Origin of the sequence: Fodinisporobacter ferrooxydans, assembly GCF_022818495.1 — a bacterium.
In the GTDB taxonomy this organism is placed as follows: Bacteria; Bacillota; Bacilli; order Tumebacillales; family MYW30-H2; genus Fodinisporobacter; species Fodinisporobacter ferrooxydans.
Map to the genome: position 1 here is coordinate 4,569,959 of NZ_CP089291.1, position 16,373 is coordinate 4,586,331.

Sequence of the window (16,373 nt, forward strand, 5' to 3'; positions counted from 1 at the left end):
AGAGAACGATGAAAAACTTGCTGAAAACACTTCTGGAATTGCTTTTGATTACACTGGGATGTGGACTTACCGCTTTCGGAACCAATGAGTTTATCATCCCTTCCCACCTTCTGGCGGGTGGACTCACAGGCATCTGCATTATTATCTACCATTATACAAATTGGCCCGTGGGCACACAGTATATGCTTTTTAATATTCCCTTGTTGGTTCTTGGCTACATATATATCGGCAAACGATTCAGCTTTTATACCGTTTATGCGGTTGTCATGCTGTCCCTGTTTTTAAATATCCTGCACATCAATAAATTTTTCACGCATGATGTATTGCTGAATGCCATCTTCGGAGGAATTGTCGCAAGTGCGGGAAGCGCCATCGTATTGCGTTTTGGCGGCTCCAGCGGCGGACTCGATATCCCTTCGCGAATCATTGCAAAATACAAGAACATTCCAATGGGAAAATTTATGCTGCTCGTGAATGGCCTGATCGTCCTTTCCTCAGCTTATATTTTTACCGTGCAAATGGCCATGTATACGTTAATATCGATTTTTATGGGCGCAAAAACGTATGAATCCTTTTTACACCATATCGACCGCATCTCTGTCATGATTATTACAAATAAAGGAGATCAAGTGGCAGAAGTTATTACAACAACCATGCGCCGGGGAGTAACGAAATGGCACGCAAAGGGAGCATATACACAAAGCGACAAAGAAGTTCTCATGTGTGTTGTCGTAAACGTTCAATTTCAGGATTTGAAACAAATTGTACTTGCGGAAGACCCGGAAGCGTTCATTACGGTGATGCCAACATCTAGAGTTGTCGGTCAATTCGCCACCGTATGGTAAGCTTGTGAAAAAAACAAAAAAAGAAAGCAAAAAAGTACCACCCGTTACCAGGTGGTACTTTTTTATATGATTGCAACTCGTACTTCAACTTCCCTATTTCTTTTCGATCTTACAGATCAAGGTAAAGTTGGAACTCAAGCGGATGTGGGCGAAGATTCATTGGTTCGAGTTCTGTCGTACGCTTCAGATCAATCCAGTTTTGGATGAAGTCTTTTGTAAATACGCCGCCTTCGAGCAAGAACTCATGATCTGCTTCAAGAGCAGCCAATACTTCTCCAAGAGAACCCGGAACGCTGCGGATGTTTAATTTTTCTTCTCCGGAAAGTTCGTAAATGTTCTTGTCAACAGGTCCATATCCGAGTTCAGTCGGATCAATTTTATTGCGGATACCGTCAAGACCTGCCATTAACATCGCTGCAAACGCCACATATGGATTTGCTGTACAGTCAGGTGTACGGAATTCGATCCGGCATGCTTTTGGTGTTACAGCAGCAACCGGCACGCGTACGGCTGCACTCCGATTTCCTTTGGAGAACACAAGGTTTACTGGAGCTTCATACCCAGGCACCAAGCGCTTGAAGGAGTTGGTGGATGGATTGGAGAATGCCAAAATTGCCGGCGCATGGTGCAAAATACCACCGATGTAGTACAACGCTGTCTGGCTTAAGTTGCCATAACTGCCTTCTTCATAGAACAACGGAGTATCCCCGTTAAACAAGCTTTGATGCACATGCATACCAGAACCGTTATCGCCGAATAAAGGCTTTGGCATAAATGTTGCAACTTTCCCATATTTGCGGGCGACGTTGCGGATGATGTATTTGTATAACATCGTTGTATCGGCTGTTGCAGTCAATGTATTGAAACGGAAGTTGATTTCCGCTTGACCCGCAGTTGCCACTTCATGGTGATGGCGCTCTACACGGATGCCGGCGCGCATCAATTCCATGACCATTTCCGTACGGATGTCATGTTGGGAGTCTGTCGGCTGAACCGGGAAATATCCGCCTTTTTGCTTTACTTTATATGCAAGGTTCGGACCTTCGTCTTTGCCTGTATTCCAATTTGCTTCGGAGGAATCAATTGCATAGAAAGAACCTTGCGGGCTGGAGTCAAATCGAACATCGTCAAAAAGGAAAAACTCAAGCTCTGGTCCAAAAAAGGAATCTGTCGCAATTCCGCTTTGTTTGAGAAACGCTTCCGCTTTTTGCGCGACAAAACGCGGATCCCGCTCATAGCGAACACCTTGCGGATCATATACGTCACAAACCAAATCGAGTGTTGGATGTGCAGTAAATGCATCCACATACGCCGTTGTCAAATCCGGGCGCATAACCATGTCGCTTTCCTCAATGCTGCGGAACCCCTGAATACTGGAACCGTCGAAAGCAACGCCTTTTTCAAGCATGTCCTCATCTACTTCGCAAGCCGGCACCGTAACGTGATGTTGACGTCCTGGAACATCGACAATGCGAAAATCTACCATCTCGATCCCTTTTTCACTGATAAGTTGCAAAATTTCTTTCGCTGTCATTTCTTCAACTCCTAACCCTAATTTCAACTTCCGTATTAGTATACGTCATTTTTATTTTCTTATTTGTTATGATTATATGCCGATAGCACGCGATAGTCAACAATATATGTTAAGATATCTAACATCAATTGATGAAATTTTTTGGACAATATATGATTTTTTAGGCAAAAAAACATGCAAAGAGAATTGCTGTGAAATCCACAATTTTCTTTGCATGTTTTGGACTCTATCAAGTAAAACGCAATTTGCGGCGACGAATCGATACACTCATCACAATGCCGATCATCATGAAATTGGCGACTAATGAAGTTCCTCCGTAACTGATAAACGGCAGCGTGATGCCTGTCAACGGCATAAGCAATATATTCATTCCGATGTTTTCGAAGATTTGGAAGGCAAACATGCCGATAATGCCGACAATCATATAAATGCCAAACGTATCGAGAGCCGTACTGGCCACCCGAATCATTCGGTAAAACATGACCAGGAATAATACGATTAAGGCTGTCGAACCGATAAATCCGAATTGTTCAGCCAAAGCGGAAAAAATCATATCGGTCTGTTGTTCCGGCACAAAACGGCCGTTCGTCAGTATTCCCTGCAACAATCCTTCCCCGAACAGTTGTCCGGATCCGATGGCAGTCTGTGCTTGCACCACTTGCATGCTGGCGTCATAGCTCACTTTTTTCGGGTCCAAAAACGTAATGATCCGCGTCATTTGGTAAGAAGTCATATGATGCTGTTTCATAAAATGGATGATTTGATCCGGGTACACAAATTTTGCAAGGACAATTGCGGTCATACATACAAAACCGACCGACAGAATGGTTGCAAGAATCTTTTTGTTGACAAAAGGAATGACCATACAAGCATATATAGCCAGGAACACCAGCGCTTGCCCTAAAGCAGGTTCTTTTAATGTCAGTACAAACGGTACAATCATATAAAAAAACATGACCAAAAGCGGTTTGATCCCCCTGTTGGGCACTTCCTTCTCATCTTCTGTCGCCATTACGTCCGCCAAGAGAATAATCAGTCCCAGTTTCGCAAATTCAGACGGCTGAAACTGAAATCCGCCGGGAAGCGGTATCCAGCTGGCCGCACCATGCACTGCATTGGGAAACCGAAACACAATAACCAGAGTCAGAATATTAAAACCATAAATAAACCACTTTAATTTGCGCAACGTATGATAATCCAGAAGCATAAAAGAAAACATCATCGCATAGCCGACAACCTGGTATATAATCTCTTTTTTAAAATAACCGATTCCAAGATCCGGCCGTTGGATCACCACACTGTAGACGGTGACAGAAGAAAGAACGGAAATTAGCAACAAGACAATAATCAAAATATATTCAATGTCCTTACTGTTTCGTTTTAAAAGGTGAAAATCCATATGCGTATCCTTTCCACTCTTATTCAACATACGATTCCAAACAGGATTCCGACAATTCTTACGATAAGGCAAACGTACGCACAGTGGCTAGAAAAATTTATTTCCTTTTCAGCAATAACATTCCTTGCAGGGAATGCTCCATCCACCACCCGGGTTCTCAATTCTCGGCGCCCGATACACCCAAGCGGCGCAAAATATCCAAACGTTTCCTATGAAACTCCTGATCGTCCAATATTGGAATACAGTCGTTATCCGCAATCATCGACTCCATGCGAATCCAGGATTTACAGCCCGCATATTGGGGAATGACGGGAATGGCAACAGGCGACTGCAGGCGATATCCACGGATGATCAGTATATGAAGGGGCTTGTTCTTCTGCCAGTTCAATCTCTGTTCCGCATATTCATCACGAAAGATATGATATGGCGAAAGCTTTTTTAATGCGAACGAATCAAACAGTTCAATGTCGTCCGTGACATGTGCCAAGGAACGTATGGTTACATGCCGCTGTGATTCAAGGGCTTGCGCGAGTGAGTGTTCCAGCGCCGGCCCATAAGCGGATTTGAGCAGTTCTCTTTTTTGATGTTCGAATGTGGGAAACAGATAAAAAGAAGTATCTTCTAATCGAAAATCCTTTGTCTCTTCAATTAGACCGCCTTTGCGAACCAAAATCACTTGTTGACCTGCTTCCATTGCTTGAATCACAACGTCCCACTCTTTTAGTGCGATTTCCTTGACAGGAATTCTCGGACAATGCAACTGCTCGGAAAAACTGCGGTGATTGATACTCATGCACATCCTCCATCCTGCCGAATCGATTCGGCTTTTGGCGCCCTTGACGCTCACTGCACGTCTTTTCCTTGTACAGGACCTGCTTGGACAACAAACCGGTTGATATGTGGATCACGGGCGTTGTAATATGGGCAACATGATATGAACAGATGTTCCTTGATCATCCTGGCTTTCCACAATCATCTGTCCGCCGTGTGCTTCGATAATTGCTTTACTGTTGCATAACCCCAGACCAATCCCTTTGCTTTTTGTGGTATAAAAAGGCTCAAAAATTTCTTGCAGCTTATCTTCCGGAATGCCATGACCTGTATCCGTTACAATAATTTCATACGAGTCATTGTCCCGCAGAGCCATTGTTGCCGATAGGGTACCTCCTTTTGGAGTCGCATCAATTGCATTATTCAGCAAATTAATAAACACTTGCTGCATTTGATCCGGGTCAATCCACTGCAATGAAATGCGCGCATCATAGGATTGCCGCAAGTCGATTTCCGCCTGTATAAATTGACTTTGCATCAAATCACATGTATCTGAAAGCAACGTTTGAATACTGTATTGCCGAAGCTCCGGTTTTGCCGGCTTGGAAATATTGAGAAAGTGGTCTGTAAGCCCGCCGATTCGTCGTAATTGTGCGAGAATCAGCTCAGCCTTTTTCTCTGCATTTCCTTGAAATACCCCTTGCTTCTTTAAGATTTGTACAGCCAATTGAATGGTCGCAATCGGATTTCGGATTTCATGTGCCATTTGTGCGGAAAATTTGCCCATAGTGGATAATCGCTCCAATTGTTCCACTGAGCGTTGCATTTGCACCATTTTGGTCATATCCCGCCCGATCAACAACAAAAAGGATCGCTTTAGTAGAGGATGGTCAATCCAATATGCGTCCCATGAAACCGTCAATTGTCCATTGGCACACGCGTACTCTTCCTTGACATCGAACAATTGCTGTTTGGTCCGAAAACTGATCATGGGTGCACTGTTTTCCTGCATCACATCGGATAAGGAAGTTCCGGAAGACAATCCAAAAAATTGTGTGGCTGCCTGATTCATTTGTTCAATTATGCCTCTTTCATTAACCAACAGATACAAATGATTGGCCGTATGCATAATTCTCTCATAAATGAGATGAAATAAGCGATTTTCACTTTGCAGACGAATGGCTTGTTCGATGGAGAACGCAGAGGACATAACCATGCCAAGCAGGTAGGGGCTATGTTCCTTTTTATAAGCGGCAACGGCAATTCCGCCGATAATGGTACCTGTCTCATCATGAATGGGACTGCCTGCACATGTCATGCCGTGAAATGCTTTGCAATAATGCTGTGCTCCCACCATATGGACCGGGTGATCCAAAACCAATGCAGTGCCTAACGCGTTTGCACCGAATTCTTGCTCCGTCCAAACCATGCCTTCTGTCGTATGAATCTGTAAAAGCTCTTCCGGCAACTTTTCTCCCCGGACTTTCAAAATGACGGCATCCTGATCTGAAATGACAACAATGAATTCACCGTCCACCATCGTATACAAATGGTTGATAAAGGGACCCGCAACATCCAATAGCAAACGCTTCTTTTTTTTCCGTTCTTGCAATTCATGAACGTCAATCGGCCGCACCTGTTTCAATTGTTCGGGATTTATCCCGTATTCCACAGAACGACGCCATGCATCAGACAACCAATCGTTTGATATGACTGCACTATTATCGATCATATTTCAAATATTTCCCCACAGTATCAGATTCTTTCGTATTTCATATGGCACGTCTAACTTAGTATAAAACTTGACGAAAGTTCTGTCATCTTATTCAAAGGGAACTTTTCTCGAATGTCGAATATATAGTAACGGGTAAAAGATGCGCATCATTTGCCGGCTTCGCGCGTGGTCATGATGCGCCCGCCCATTCTTACAAAGCTTGTTGGAGGATCTCTATGCAATTACCGAATCGACATAAACCTGATTTTATTTTGCTGTTTGTTACGCTACTCATTGTCTTGCTGGGCATTATCATGGTATTCAGCGCGAGTACTGTCGTTGCACTGGAGCGCTACGGCGTATCGAGCACGTATTTTTTTGTGCGGCAATTGATATATGCTTGCATCGGTCTTGTAGTCATGTTTTTTTGTATGAACTTTACCTTCACAAAATGGTATAATTTATCAAAGATAGTACTGCTCGTATCCGTACTTTCCCTCGTTTTGGTATTATTTACACATGCGAATGCAGATTACGGCGGAAAGCGCTGGATTCATTTAGGCTCTGTCGAATTTCAGCCGTCTGAGTTTGCCATTCTCGGTATGATCGTGTACACATCGTATTTGGTAAACAAAAAAGCGGAGTATATAACCGATTTAAAACGCGGAATTTTGCCGCCGACGCTTTTGATTGCTTGCGTTGCCGGCCTCATTGTCATCGAACCCGATTTGGGCACCGGACTGCTGTTGGCCGGATCGACATTTTCCATTCTTTTTGTCGCAGGCGTGCCGTTTCGTTTTTTCGGTATCCTTGTAAGTCTGACATTCCCGATTGTCCTGCTGCTTTCCTATCTTCATCCGTGGCGTTGGGCAAGGATTACCAGTTTTATCAATCCGTGGAACGATCCGTCCGACTCTTCTCTGCAATTGATTCAATCGTTTATCGCCATCAATTCCGGCGGCATATTCGGCCGGGGGCTCGGCAGAAGCATCGAAAAATATTTGTATCTGCCGGAAGCCCATACGGATTTTATTTTTGCCATTTTGACGGAAGAGTGGGGGTGGGTTGGCGCCAGTTTCGTCATACTGTTATTTGGAATTTTAATTGTGCGCGGCTTCAAGATTTCAAGAAGTGTGGACAACCCGTTTGCAGCATATCTTGCTACCGGTTTTACTGCGATGATCGCAATCGGTGTAACCATTAACATCGGCATGGTGATTGGACTTTTGCCCGTAACAGGCATTCCATTGCCATTTATCAGTTACGGCGGAACCGCACTCGTTTTAAAAATGGCCGCCATCGGAATCGTTTTGAATATCTCAAGATATACAAAGATACCTGCGTCGCAAGCTTCCGTGCCTGCATATGAACATACGACGGCGATTCCTGCAGCGGCGCCGTTTCAACCAAAAGTCATTGCAGGCAAGAATACAAAATTAAAAAAATAACCTTATAAGTGCCTGTTCAAAAAGTGAGTTTTGACTGCTTAAAGTGTGTGTTCAAAAAGTGGTTAAGTAAGACACAAGGAGTGCGAAGCCGAAGCGCGAAAAGGCGACGGAGTGTACGTGTTTGGTACATGAGTAAGCCTTTTTGGGATTCGGCAAAGCAATCCGCCGTGGAGTTTTGACTACTTTTTGAACATCCTCTTAAAGTAAGTTTTGACTGCTTTTGAGCATCCTCTACAAGAAAGGATGGTTTAGGAAAAATGGAACATGCATCAACCCCTTTGGAAATCGGAAATCAAATTTGGGAAATTGATTTATTGGAACAAAATCAGCCTGGCAGGACAGCGGGCTTTATCTTGCGGGATTCCTTGAATGTCATAATCGAGACAGGCTCCAGCCGATCCATCGGGCAAATCATTCAAGGCTTGCACGCATTGAATATCCCGAGAGATGAGCTGAACTACATCATCGTCACACACATCCACCTCGATCATGCAGGAGGCGCAGGGACATTAGCCAAACTTTGCCCGAATGCCAAAATTGTGGTGCATCCCCGCGGTGCTCGCCATCTGATTGACCCATCACGCCTGATATCCGGTGCAAAAGCCGTCTATGGAGATCTCCTGGAGGAATATTTCGGACAAATTCTCGCCGTACCGGAAGATCGCGTGCTTGTGATGAATGATGGTGATACACTGACATTAGGCGCCAATCGAACATTGACATTTCTTGATACGCCAGGACATGCCAAACATCATTTTTCCATTTTTGACTCGCTGACAAAATCCATGTTTACAGGTGATACGACTGGCATTCGCTATGTACATGCATATACCGGATGGAATTTTGAATTTGTTCTCCCGACAACATCGCCGTCCGATTTTGATCCGCAGGCTGTACACGCTTCGATTGCAAAAATGAAGCAGTTCCCCGTTCAAAGGATCATACATACACATTTCGGTTCCAGCCCGGACCCGGAAGACGTTTATCAGACGATTGACCATGCGGCTGATGCATTTGCTGCGATCGCTGAAGAGTATTATACGGAAGGCATGGATTGGACGATCATGGCCGGTCACTTGGAACAATGGATCCGCCGACATTTGCAATCCCTCGGGCATTCGGTGGATGATCTGTCGCCGCTCGCGCTCGATCTCGAAGTCAACAGCAAGGGCCTGATCTATTATGTTGAAAAAAAGCGTAAGGAAAGCGGCAAATCAAACTAAATGGCCCAAAATAAAGGCCTGTTTCTTCCATGTACGGATCGGACTTTTTTAAACATCCGGTTCAAACGTCTGAATGATGAAACACATGTATAGACTGGAGGTATTCCGTTGTCCTCACGGAATACCTCTTTTGCACAATTTGTTGTCAGCAGGTGAATGCATTGAAAAATTTCATTGCCATGTGTATCGGCTTAGTCTGTACACTTTTGGCCATAAACGCTTGGGCGGGAACCTTCGCCCCGCCAATCCCGCCATCCAAACGATTGATTATGGATGACACATTTTACGATCAAAATACACAACTGGATCACGTTCTTGCATCCATTCGCAGGGACAAAGGGATACGCATCGTCGGAATCGGCGACAGCACCATGTATGGCGCCATCGTTCATGCCAATCAAACAATCCCTTACTATCTGCAACAAACGCTGCAGGCCAAAGACAAGAATCAAACCATTCACGTCTATAATCTGGCCTTTCCAGGGGCACGGCCTGCCGATCTGTATGCCATGCTGAAGCGTGTGAAAGCAGCAAAACCCGATCTGATCTTTATCGATGTAAATATCGTATTTTTTTCAGACAAAGTATTGCATGAGGCTGCATTGGCCAACAAAATGTTCAAACGGGAGTTTTTGTTTGCACATGATGTTCCAAACGGGATTTTTACGGAGAATCGGTTGGAGGAAATTGTCACAACATTGGTGAAAGATACAAATATCGGCCAATACAAAAAAGAAATCAATGAAAAACTATTTGGCAAAGCCCCCCGGCTGTATGTCCAGGATTGGGCGCATGCGGTGCAGACAGGTGAGCCTGTAAAGACAGCAAATCCGCAAACAACTGCTTCGGCACAGCAGAATCCGCTCATCGGCAAAAGTTGGCGGCAGCGTGTCTGGGATGCGAAAGAGCAGCAAGTGATGGCCAGAATTTACGCACAAGGTCCGATCCCTGGCGCGAACGACAGTGTCATGATGTTGCGGGATATGATCCGGTATGCAAGAGCAAACCATTTAAACACGGTATTCTATCTCACACCGCAAAATGAAACGTTGATCGGCAAGTTTTTCTCATTGCCCCAATTGCATCAAAATGAAGACTATCTCATTCATATCATGCAGCAAGAAGGCGCATGGATGGTGGATTTGCGGCATGCTGTCCCAGCCGATGACTTTGGCGATTACGATCATATGTTAAGTGCCGGCAATCGATTGATTGCACAACATTTAGCAGATGTGATCAGCCGCAAAGGAGGGATTTCACGTTGATTTTTACAACGTATACCTTCCTGGTGTTTTTTCTTGCACTATTGCTCGTGTACGCTTTGACACCCCGCCCATTGCGGAAATATGTCATGATTGTCGGCGGATTTGTCTTCTATGCGTATGACAGCATCGGGCACTTTTTCTTCCTGCTTGCACTCACTTGTGTCGTATATGTGATTTCGTTATCCGAGAAACGTCCGATCCTGTTGTATGGAATTTGTGTTCCTGTAGGCTTTCTTTTGTATTATAAATACTGGAAAATGGCTGTAAGTACATGGAATTCTGTATTTGCCGGGTGGTTCTCCGCCACGCTGCCGGCTGTTCACATTGCGGTTCCTTTGGCGATTTCCTTTTTTGTTTTTGAATTTGTACATTACCTGGCAGACGTATACAAAGGAAAAACGGAGCGGGTATCTTTCAGTGAATTCTTCCTGTTTATCTTTTTCTTCCCGTCACTCGTAGCAGGGCCGATCAAGCGGATCCAGTCGTTCTCAAAAGAAAAATTCTTATTCTCTTTTGAACATGTACAGAAAGGCATGATCCGCATGGGGATCGGGTTATTTAAAAAAATTGTCCTGGCTGATTCACTCAATCCCTTGTTTATGCCTGTATTTGATGACCCGCACAAGTATCCGCCGGATGCTTTATGGGTCGCCATGTATGCATACGCCTTTAAAATTTACTTTGATTTTTCCGCGTATTCCGATATTGCGATTGGCGCTGCACAGTGTTTCGGCTTTCATCTGCCGGAAAATTTCAATTGGCCCTATATCTCCCGCAACCTGGTGGAATTTTGGCGTCGCTGGCATATTTCCCTGTCAACCTGGATCCGGGATTATTTATATATCCCCATGGGCGGCAATCGCAAAGGATATCTGAACATGCTGCTGTTTATCTTCCTTGCGATGACCATTTCCGGGCTGTGGCACGGAGCCAATTGGACGTTTGTGATTTGGGGCATGTGGCATGGCATCGGACAAGTCATCAATAAGATCTGGAACAAATGGCGGCAAGAACGGACGTTTGTGCCGAAACCATTGTATGAGTTTCTAAGTTGGGGCCTGACTTTCCAATTTGTCTGTTTTGGTTGGATCTTTTTTGCCAGTCCGACCATTCACAATTCCATCGTATTCTTCGTACGGATGTGGGGGATTCATGCATGATGCGATCGTTTTTTTGGGGAATGTTTCTCGCTTTGTTGCTTGTCGCCGTGTATCTCGTAGCAGTCGGCCCAAGCGGTCGTTTTATCTATACGGATTTTTAAATATGGAGGTGACTCTGCACATGACAGTGATTGCTGCAGACGATTTGGAATTGCCTTGTTGGGATTGTCATGGAACCGGGCAATTGCAAGAAAATGAACAGACAATTCCTTGTCCGAAATGTTCCGGAAAAGGCTATATCCCGACTGCGCTAGGCCAGACGATTTTGGAATTTGTCAAACGGCATCTTTGATTTTCAAAGGTTTCTTAAGAATGCTTACATAAAGTAGAGTACCTTCGGGGAGGTGTGATTACACATGCAAAACGCGAGTTTGTCGATCGTCTTGCGACCGCTGCGAATTAATCAAGCAAGACGATCGATGCCTGTTTGAGCGACTGCATGTGTAATCACGCCTGACCTCGGCACTCGGTGACAAACCTCACGGGTTCAGGCCATTGATAAATCAAACGCCGCCCGAATCGGATACTGTACGCCATTTGGCGTCGATACCGATTCAAAGCGGTCGATTTGCGTGACACGCCAGCGATAGGAAGGAGACAATCGCTGATCCAGTTGTGCGATTTGCTCACTGATTTCCTGAAATTCCTGCTTCGTCGGGACTTTTTTCAGACGCCCTAATGTGATATGTGGCGTCAGTCTGGGCCGAGCCCCTTTTTCACAATCTGCCACCTTGAGAATGGGCCAGAGCTTTTGGTACAAATGCTGCAAAACGGAAAGTTCTCCCTGTACTCCTGCCCATACCACTTTTGCCCGTTCAAACATGCCAATGGAATGCAAGCTCAGTGTAAATGGGGAAAATTCCTGTACGACTGCAGCACAGATGTTGTCAATTTCCCTTAATTGTTCATCCGTTTGATTGCCCAGAAAATGAATCGTAATATGAAAATGTTCTTTGTTATACCAGCGTTTTGCATCAATATACGGTTGCACGTGCTGAATCCATTGTTCCAGTGCATTCCCCGGTTCCGGCGCAATACGTACGCCAATAAATGTTCGAGTCATGTGCCGTCCCTTTCTTACTTTGGAATATATGGTATAAAACGTATCTGCCCTTATTCGATGTCCAAAACGAGTCAAACATTTTATTTAAGCCCTGTATCGCTCGTTCATCCACTCCATGTCAATGCGGAAACCCTCTGTTCAGGCACTATGGTTTCCCAATACATACATACGATACAGTTACATTGTACTCGAATCATAGAGGTCACGTTGTTTCAACGCTTGTTACATTTTACTGCCCGTTCCCCTTGATGCATCCCAAAATATATTTTCCAAATAGTTCTATATTTATCACCCATTCAAAAAGAATGGATTCGATTTGCAGTGTTATGACATCGACGATGAGTTAAGTCGGTATAACAGCAGAAGGAAGAATTACATCAACAGTTGTACCGATTCCTACTTCACTGGATACAGCAACTTTCCCATTATGTGCTTCGATAATTTTGTACGTAACCATCAATCCCAAGCCTACGCCCTTTTCCTTCGTTGTGTAAAAAGGTTCTCCTAATTTTTTTAATCGATCTTTGGAAATTCCACATCCTTGATCAATAAATCGTATGGAAGTCATCTTTGCTTCAGAATCATTTTTGACTTTTATTTTGATATTGCCTCCATTCGGCATGGCATCAATCGCATTTTTTATAATGTTAATAAATACTTGTTTTAAATGATTTCGATCACAAGTAAGATAAACAGGTTCCAATTCAAATTCGGTTAATAATTGTATATTATGGAGAATCGTTTGTGTTTCAAGCAGCGAAATGACTTCGGTAAGTATCTGATGAATTTCATGGATTTTAAAAGTTGCAACCTGCGGTTTTGCAAATGTCAAAAATTCATTCAGTATAGAGTCAATTCTATCCAATTCTGAGTATATAATTTCAAAATAATGAGACTTATCATGGATTTCTCGTTGCAATAATTGAATGAAACCTTTTATGGAAGTGAGTGGATTACGAATTTCATGTGCAACACCCGCGGACATTTGTCCAACAATTTCCATTTTGGAAGCTCTCTCCATAGAGCTGTTTATTTCTTTAATGATTGCGATATGAAAGCTGCTAAGAGCAATAAAAATTCCGATTAAGAAGCCTGTGATCGCAATAATACTCGGTAACATGATGAGTGATTCTTTAAAATTCAGTACACCAAAAATAAATAATATTAAACTTGAAATCGTAAACCTTGAAAGAAATTTTTTTATGTATCTATCATTCAAGTCTTTTACTATAACTAAACTTATTAGAATAATAAAAACGAAAATCAATAAATGCAGATAATATAGATAACCAAGTACTCCATAAGCAGGATACCAATATTGAGTCATTGCATTTTTATGAAATGTTAAATTAAGTAAGGTTAATGGGCTCCATTGAATGATGTAAATAAACAAACTCCATACATAAATCATTACAAGTATTTTTTTGTTAAAAAGATATGTATACCATTTTTTAGTACGATCTTTATCCGGATTCTTCTTCTCTGATAATTCGATTCCCGTATAAATTACATGATAAAAAGAAGGTGCCATAAATATAGGGCCTACTCGAAAAATGTGAAACAGAAAAAACGCGGAATTGTATGTTAAAATGTTTGCCGTAAATAACGTCGCTACGTGAAATTGCCATATGGTTGTGAAAACCATGAACAAAAACAAACTGTAAATCAAACGGTCTCTTTCAAAGATAGAAACGACTGATATTGTCAATGCAAGAGAAAATATTGCAAATGTGACCATCATGATAAAACCCATTGTTACGATCTCCTTATGTCAATACATGTAAAATCATTGATCGATTCGTACTTTGAGATACGAATACATGTGTTGTTTCCTCCATATCCGTGTGATGTAATTGCTACACTTGAAACATTGCAATATACCGGCTCAAGAACAATCGGCAAATCGTAGTATTCTAAAGACGTTTTAATTGTCGGCGGTATAAATCCATATTGCATGCTTACAAGTGCTGAAATGACTTGAATGCTTCCCGCCGCCGCCAGGGGTTGTCCAATATTTCCTTTAATGGAAGTGATAGGAACAGAGTTTCCAAAAAGAGAGCGATGTGCAAAACTATCCGCAGAGTCATTTGCTATCAGGCCGAGTGCTTGGCTGTTTACGTAACTTGGCTTCGTATCACCGACAGCACCTTTTAAAGCTTCCAACATCTTTGTTCCGGTAGGATCGGATTGATTGATGGAGATCGCGTCATTATTGGAGCAGATTGCATCGATTACACTGTAAATATCGGCGCCACGCCGGATTGCATCGTTCTCACGCTCCATAATGAGTATGCCTGCACCTTCCGAGATCACGAAGTCATTCCCGGGACCAAAGGGTATTCCTGTCTCATCAACTCCTTTGTCAAGAGCAATGGTACCCAGTTTGGCGAATGAAAATATGCATGTTTTGCATATGGCTGCATCTGCTCCTCCGACAATGCAAATATCTGCTTGATTGGTTTCAAGCAGGAGTTTTCCCAGAAGAACCACATCCAGAGTGGATGTGCATCCGGAACTTACTGTATAAACCATTCCGGAACATCCGAAATGCGCGGCGACTCCGGAGGCTAAGCTATGTGTATTCGTTAAACCGGCTCCATAGACAGGGAATTTTCTAAAATCGCCGTTTGTGCTTATATTCGCCAGTTTCTCTGTTTCATACAAACTTCCCGCACCTGTACCTAAAAGGATTGCCATTCTTGCTTCATTGTTTTTTGGGACTCTTGCCATCTCCATTGCATCAACAGTTGCAGCGATTGCCAAGCGATTATTCCGCGGGTTTTTTCGATAGTTTTTTCCATCGATTACTTGAAAATCGTCGTGAATCACGCCACAAACAATATCGGAGTCATACGGTCCCATCCCCTTAAGGATTTCTTGTGTGCATGTACCAGTTTCCAAAACTTCTTTAAATTGATCAGGATTACGAATTCCAGGCGCCTTTATTCCATATCCGGTTATAACCACTCGATCCATAGTCAAGACCTCCCAAATAAGGTGCAAAACCACTTGTATAGCTGTTTCAAGGATTGATTGGAAAAGCACGAAGGAATTATTATGGCGGAAAATGAAATAAAAAATGGGCCAGTCCCTATTTCGACTATTTTCAACTATTTTCGACATTATACCATAAAACAGTAAGAACGACTGCCGTTTTTCGCGGTGTCGTTCTATCATAATTTAACATAATTTATAAAATTTCACTGAGCAGATCTGTTACGTTTCTGTAGAAAAGTTCTCTTCCGCCCTTTGCAGATCCGACCGGTCATCGATCTCGACCCAAGCCCTGCCGCCGATATCACAAACGTCTACTTGCCAGCCGTTCTGAATCAATTCTATGAATGCCCGCTCATAATACTCATTCCACTCCTGATTTTCAACGAGCTTGTCCAATTCTGAAATTACCTTCGGAATATCTACCGCATCAATCCGGCACATCCCGATGGATTCACCAACTGCCTGATGCAGCGGCAATTCTTTGCTTAACCCGTTCACATGCCCCTCTTTGGAAACGGAAATTTTCATCGCTTCTTCGTCCAGCCTGGCAGATCGGTCAATCGCAAGAGCACTTGTTTCATGCTGTGCAATCAGCTGCAAAATTTCATCATCCAGTGTAAGATCGCCATCTGACAAGACAAAGGATGATGTGAGCACATCTTTCGCGCACCATAAGGAATATCCGTTATTCGTTTCATCATACCGTTCATTATGTATCAAAGTAACAGGCAGGGAATGTGACGTTTTCCATCTTTCCGCAAACTGCCGCACGGCTTCTGCCCGATAGCCGGTGATCAAAACAGCTTCCGCAAACAGCCGGGTATTCTCCGCTTGCTCAAGCAACCGCTCCAGAATCGATTTTCCATTCACTTGCACCAAGCATTTTGGCCGATCATTTGTTAAGGGCCGCAGACGGGAACCAACCCCTGCGACGAGTACGACAAATTTCAATTA

14 protein-coding genes are annotated in these 16,373 nt (G+C 43.4%); 6 read left to right on the forward strand and 8 right to left on the reverse strand.

Going from position 1 to position 16,373, the window contains the following annotated elements; all coding sequences use genetic code 11:
- Positions 1-8: 8 nt before the first annotated feature.
- Positions 9-845, forward strand: coding sequence for a YitT family protein (locus tag LSG31_RS21920; RefSeq protein WP_347437157.1), 837 nt, complete (start codon positions 9-11; stop codon positions 843-845).
- A 109-nt stretch (positions 846-954) separates the two neighbouring features.
- On the opposite strand, the gene glnA is transcribed toward LSG31_RS21920, so the two are convergent.
- The 4 genes from glnA to LSG31_RS21940 form a co-directional block, all read right to left on the reverse strand.
- Positions 955-2,379 carry a type I glutamate--ammonia ligase gene (gene glnA, locus LSG31_RS21925; RefSeq protein WP_347437158.1) on the reverse strand — a complete coding sequence of 475 codons (1,425 nt, stop codon included), beginning with the start codon at positions 2,377-2,379 and terminating at the stop codon, positions 955-957.
- A 229-nt stretch (positions 2,380-2,608) separates the two neighbouring features.
- A complete protein-coding gene (locus LSG31_RS21930) occupies positions 2,609-3,778 on the reverse strand; it encodes an FtsW/RodA/SpoVE family cell cycle protein (RefSeq protein ID WP_347437159.1) in 1,170 nt (389 codons plus the stop codon).
- A gap of 157 nt (positions 3,779-3,935) precedes the next feature.
- On the reverse strand, positions 3,936-4,571 hold the full coding sequence (locus LSG31_RS21935; RefSeq protein WP_347437160.1) for a DUF1802 family protein: 636 nt from the start codon (positions 4,569-4,571) through the stop codon (positions 3,936-3,938).
- Positions 4,572-4,682: 111 nt separating this feature from the next.
- Positions 4,683-6,281, reverse strand: a complete 1,599-nt coding sequence (locus tag LSG31_RS21940) for an ATP-binding protein (RefSeq protein ID WP_347437161.1) — start codon at positions 6,279-6,281, stop codon at positions 4,683-4,685.
- A 218-nt stretch (positions 6,282-6,499) separates the two neighbouring features.
- Between LSG31_RS21940 and ftsW the strand changes: the two genes are divergently transcribed.
- From ftsW to LSG31_RS21965, 5 genes are all read left to right on the forward strand, one after another.
- Positions 6,500-7,711 carry a putative lipid II flippase FtsW gene (gene ftsW, locus LSG31_RS21945; RefSeq protein ID WP_347437162.1) on the forward strand — a complete coding sequence of 404 codons (1,212 nt, stop codon included), beginning with the start codon at positions 6,500-6,502 and terminating at the stop codon, positions 7,709-7,711.
- Between the two features lie 257 nt (positions 7,712-7,968).
- Positions 7,969-8,934: an MBL fold metallo-hydrolase gene (locus LSG31_RS21950; protein ID WP_347437163.1), complete on the forward strand. Its 966-nt coding sequence runs from the start codon at positions 7,969-7,971 to the stop codon at positions 8,932-8,934.
- A gap of 161 nt (positions 8,935-9,095) precedes the next feature.
- A complete protein-coding gene (locus LSG31_RS21955; RefSeq protein ID WP_347437164.1) occupies positions 9,096-10,199 on the forward strand; it encodes an SGNH/GDSL hydrolase family protein in 1,104 nt (367 codons plus the stop codon).
- On the forward strand, positions 10,196-11,359 hold the full coding sequence (locus LSG31_RS21960) for an MBOAT family O-acyltransferase (RefSeq protein ID WP_347437165.1): 1,164 nt from the start codon (positions 10,196-10,198) through the stop codon (positions 11,357-11,359). The genes LSG31_RS21955 and LSG31_RS21960 overlap by 4 nt, the downstream gene beginning before the upstream one ends.
- A 121-nt stretch (positions 11,360-11,480) precedes the next feature.
- Positions 11,481-11,651, forward strand: coding sequence for a tryptophan RNA-binding attenuation protein (locus tag LSG31_RS21965; protein ID WP_347437166.1), 171 nt, complete (start codon positions 11,481-11,483; stop codon positions 11,649-11,651).
- Between the two features lie 195 nt (positions 11,652-11,846).
- On the opposite strand, the gene thpR is transcribed toward LSG31_RS21965, so the two are convergent.
- From thpR to LSG31_RS21985, 4 genes are all read right to left on the reverse strand, one after another.
- Positions 11,847-12,422 (reverse strand): RNA 2',3'-cyclic phosphodiesterase, encoded by a 576-nt coding sequence (gene thpR / locus LSG31_RS21970; protein ID WP_347437167.1) that lies wholly within the window; start codon positions 12,420-12,422, stop codon positions 11,847-11,849.
- A 343-nt stretch (positions 12,423-12,765) separates the two neighbouring features.
- On the reverse strand, positions 12,766-14,175 hold the full coding sequence (locus tag LSG31_RS21975; RefSeq protein WP_347437168.1) for an ATP-binding protein: 1,410 nt from the start codon (positions 14,173-14,175) through the stop codon (positions 12,766-12,768).
- A 2-nt stretch (positions 14,176-14,177) separates the two neighbouring features.
- Complete coding sequence (locus LSG31_RS21980) at positions 14,178-15,398, reverse strand: beta-ketoacyl synthase N-terminal-like domain-containing protein (RefSeq protein ID WP_347437169.1); 1,221 nt, start codon at positions 15,396-15,398, stop codon at positions 14,178-14,180.
- A 240-nt stretch (positions 15,399-15,638) separates the two neighbouring features.
- Positions 15,639-16,370 carry a phosphocholine cytidylyltransferase family protein gene (locus tag LSG31_RS21985; RefSeq protein WP_347437170.1) on the reverse strand — a complete coding sequence of 244 codons (732 nt, stop codon included), beginning with the start codon at positions 16,368-16,370 and terminating at the stop codon, positions 15,639-15,641.
- Positions 16,371-16,373: the final 3 nt, after the last annotated feature.

Bases quoted from the DNA above. Each gene is read 5' to 3' on its own strand.
- LSG31_RS21980 (WP_347437169.1), bottom strand. From the start codon at position 15,398: ATGGATCGAGTGGTTATAACCGGATATGGAATAAAGGCGCCTGGAATT.
- LSG31_RS21975 (WP_347437168.1), bottom strand. From the start codon at position 14,175: ATGGGTTTTATCATGATGGTCACATTTGCAATATTTTCTCTTGCATTG.
- LSG31_RS21940 (WP_347437161.1), bottom strand. From the start codon at position 6,281: ATGATCGATAATAGTGCAGTCATATCAAACGATTGGTTGTCTGATGCA.
- thpR (WP_347437167.1), bottom strand. From the start codon at position 12,422: ATGACTCGAACATTTATTGGCGTACGTATTGCGCCGGAACCGGGGAAT.
- LSG31_RS21920 (WP_347437157.1), top strand. From the start codon at position 9: ATGAAAAACTTGCTGAAAACACTTCTGGAATTGCTTTTGATTACACTG.
- LSG31_RS21935 (WP_347437160.1), bottom strand. From the start codon at position 4,571: ATGAGTATCAATCACCGCAGTTTTTCCGAGCAGTTGCATTGTCCGAGA.
- LSG31_RS21950 (WP_347437163.1), top strand. From the start codon at position 7,969: ATGGAACATGCATCAACCCCTTTGGAAATCGGAAATCAAATTTGGGAA.
- glnA (WP_347437158.1), bottom strand. From the start codon at position 2,379: ATGACAGCGAAAGAAATTTTGCAACTTATCAGTGAAAAAGGGATCGAG.
- LSG31_RS21930 (WP_347437159.1), bottom strand. From the start codon at position 3,778: ATGGATTTTCACCTTTTAAAACGAAACAGTAAGGACATTGAATATATT.
- LSG31_RS21965 (WP_347437166.1), top strand. From the start codon at position 11,481: ATGACAGTGATTGCTGCAGACGATTTGGAATTGCCTTGTTGGGATTGT.
- ftsW (WP_347437162.1), top strand. From the start codon at position 6,500: ATGCAATTACCGAATCGACATAAACCTGATTTTATTTTGCTGTTTGTT.